The 1,929-nt window shown below is 67.1% G+C and carries 3 protein-coding genes; 2 read left to right on the top strand and 1 reads right to left on the bottom strand.

Translation table 11 applies throughout. The features are described 5' to 3' along the window. The first annotated feature begins 12 nt into the window (after positions 1-12). Both ACE3UY_RS09780 and ACE3UY_RS09775 read left to right on the top strand, forming a co-directional pair. A complete protein-coding gene (locus ACE3UY_RS09780) occupies positions 13-249 on the top strand; it encodes a galactosyldiacylglycerol synthase (protein ID WP_374687356.1) in 237 nt (78 codons plus the stop codon). Between the two features lie 177 nt (positions 250-426). After that, positions 427-957 (top strand): hypothetical protein, encoded by a 531-nt coding sequence (locus tag ACE3UY_RS09775; protein WP_374687355.1) that lies wholly within the window; start codon positions 427-429, stop codon positions 955-957. A gap of 83 nt (positions 958-1,040) precedes the next feature. Here ACE3UY_RS09775 and ACE3UY_RS09770 read toward each other — a convergent pair whose 3' ends face one another. Beyond that, positions 1,041-1,739 (bottom strand): DUF998 domain-containing protein, encoded by a 699-nt coding sequence (locus ACE3UY_RS09770; protein WP_374687354.1) that lies wholly within the window; start codon positions 1,737-1,739, stop codon positions 1,041-1,043. Positions 1,740-1,929: the final 190 nt, after the last annotated feature.

Genomic DNA, 1,929 nt, shown 5'->3' with positions numbered 1-1,929 from the left:
TAGGAGCAAGCGATGATCATCCTCTACAACCAGGACAGCGACGCCTCTCTGGGCGAGATCAGCGACGCCCAACTCCAGTTCCTCATGGACAGTATGGAGGAGGAATCGACCGAAGACCAGGACTACTACCTCGACGAGAACACGCTGGACTACCTCATCGGCCGCGGCGCCGACCCGGCCCTGACCGATCTGCTGCGCGCCGCGCTGGCCGGCAACAAGCATATGACTATCCGCTGGGAGCGCGCCTGATCCTTCGCTAAATCCCGCGATCTGCGCTATAATAGTCATATCCTGACACCCCGGTCGCCGCGCCTCCCAGCCGCGGCGACGCCAACGCGCCCACGTCCACCAGCCCACCGCGGGCTATCGGCCCGCTTCGGCGGGCCACTACGATCGACGGGCGGCCACGCCGCCGGAGAGAAAACTATGAGTGATGTACTTGAAGTGGGCCGCCACTACCGCAACTCGACGGGCGGATACGAAGTCCAGGCCATTGACGGCATGTGGGCCACCGTCCGCTATGAAAATGGCACGGTGAAGCGCCACCTGCTCGCCGCGCTGCAGATCCATTGGGAGAATGACCAGGCCGGGACCGAAGCGGCGGCTGTAGCCACCCGCAAGGCGGCCAAGACCGCCACCCGCCCCCGCGCCGCCAAGGCCGCCACCCCCTTCCCGGCCGACGAGAGCAACGCCCTCATCGCCGACATCGTGCGCACCCGCTCGGCCGGGGGGCGCTACGTCACCCGCCAGGCCATCGTTGAGGCGCTGATGGCCGACGACAATGGCCGCCGGATGATCACCACGGCCCACAAGGCGCTGTTCTACCGCAGCGAAGAGTGGATCGCCGGCAGCATGATCGACCAGTTCGGCAAGGATATCAGCCGCAAAGGCTCGCCCGTCCGCGACCAGTTCGACCGCGAGCAGATCGACAACGTATGGGCCTACCGGCCGCGGTGAGCAGTAAATAGTAAGCAGTAAGCAGCTCGGAGTCCGCATCTTCAGATGCGGACTCCGATTTTGTATGCGGACGGGCCTCCGCCCTAGCCGCCATCTGCCACCTGCGACCTGCCGTGCGCCGCCTGCTCCCTTGCTCCCTCGCCCGCCCGCGTTTCACCCACCGCCCGATACAACCCGACCGCGACCACCCCCAGCCACACCTCGAACGCCCCCGTAAGCAGCCGCTCCATCAGTCCCAGCAGCTCCAGCCAGGAGCCGGCGAGCGTCAGCGCGCCAAACAGGATCATAAGCGCGACGGTCGCCTGTGACAGGCGGGCGTAGGCGGCCATGCCCGGCTCGTGGCCCAGCCAGCGGCCGCCCGACAGCGCCGCCCCTGTGGCGACAACGGCCATCATCCCGGCGATGGACGTGTGCACCAGGCCGATGGGCGAGCGCGGCGCGCCAACCGGGTCCATCGGCGCGGCCAGCAGCAGGACGCCCAGCGCCGCCAGCGCCACGACGCGGTCGCCGGCCTGCTCACCGTGGCCGCCGGCCGGCCCCTGCCCGCCGGCCAGGTCGCGCAGCGCCAGCCCGAAGGCCGCCAGCAGTCCATTGTAGATCACGAACAGCGCCGACACGGCCGCCCGCCCCGGCGCGTCGCGGGCCACCAGCTCACTGATCGTCTGCGTCACGTGGTTGAAGGCGCGCGGGGCGTGCGCCGTCCACTGCACGCCGCCCCACAAGACAACCATCGGGGCCATCAGCGCCGCGACCAAGCCACACAATAGCCAGCGTCGATCCATATCTATCTCCCATTCGGTTCGTAGTCAGGCAATTTTGAGACTTAACAAATGAATATAGATATGGTAGCGCGCGGCGGAGGCGCAACATCGCGGGCCCCACCCCCCCCCCGACCCGATCCCTAGCCCAATGTTTAACTTCAAAAATTCCGCACAACCCAACAGCCAAAACCAGCAGGTGCCCCACCCCGCG

The sequence above is a fragment of the Promineifilum sp. (SeqCode) genome (genome assembly GCF_041918635.1).
Lineage (GTDB): Bacteria > Chloroflexota > Anaerolineae > Promineifilales > Promineifilaceae > Promineifilum.
Note: the sequence above shows the minus strand (reverse complement) of the source record. Positions and strands in the feature narration are given on the sequence as shown.

Bases quoted from the DNA above. Each gene is read 5' to 3' on its own strand.
- ACE3UY_RS09770 (WP_374687354.1), bottom strand. From the start codon at position 1,739: ATGGATCGACGCTGGCTATTGTGTGGCTTGGTCGCGGCGCTGATGGCC.
- ACE3UY_RS09780 (WP_374687356.1), top strand. From the start codon at position 13: ATGATCATCCTCTACAACCAGGACAGCGACGCCTCTCTGGGCGAGATC.
- ACE3UY_RS09775 (WP_374687355.1), top strand. From the start codon at position 427: ATGAGTGATGTACTTGAAGTGGGCCGCCACTACCGCAACTCGACGGGC.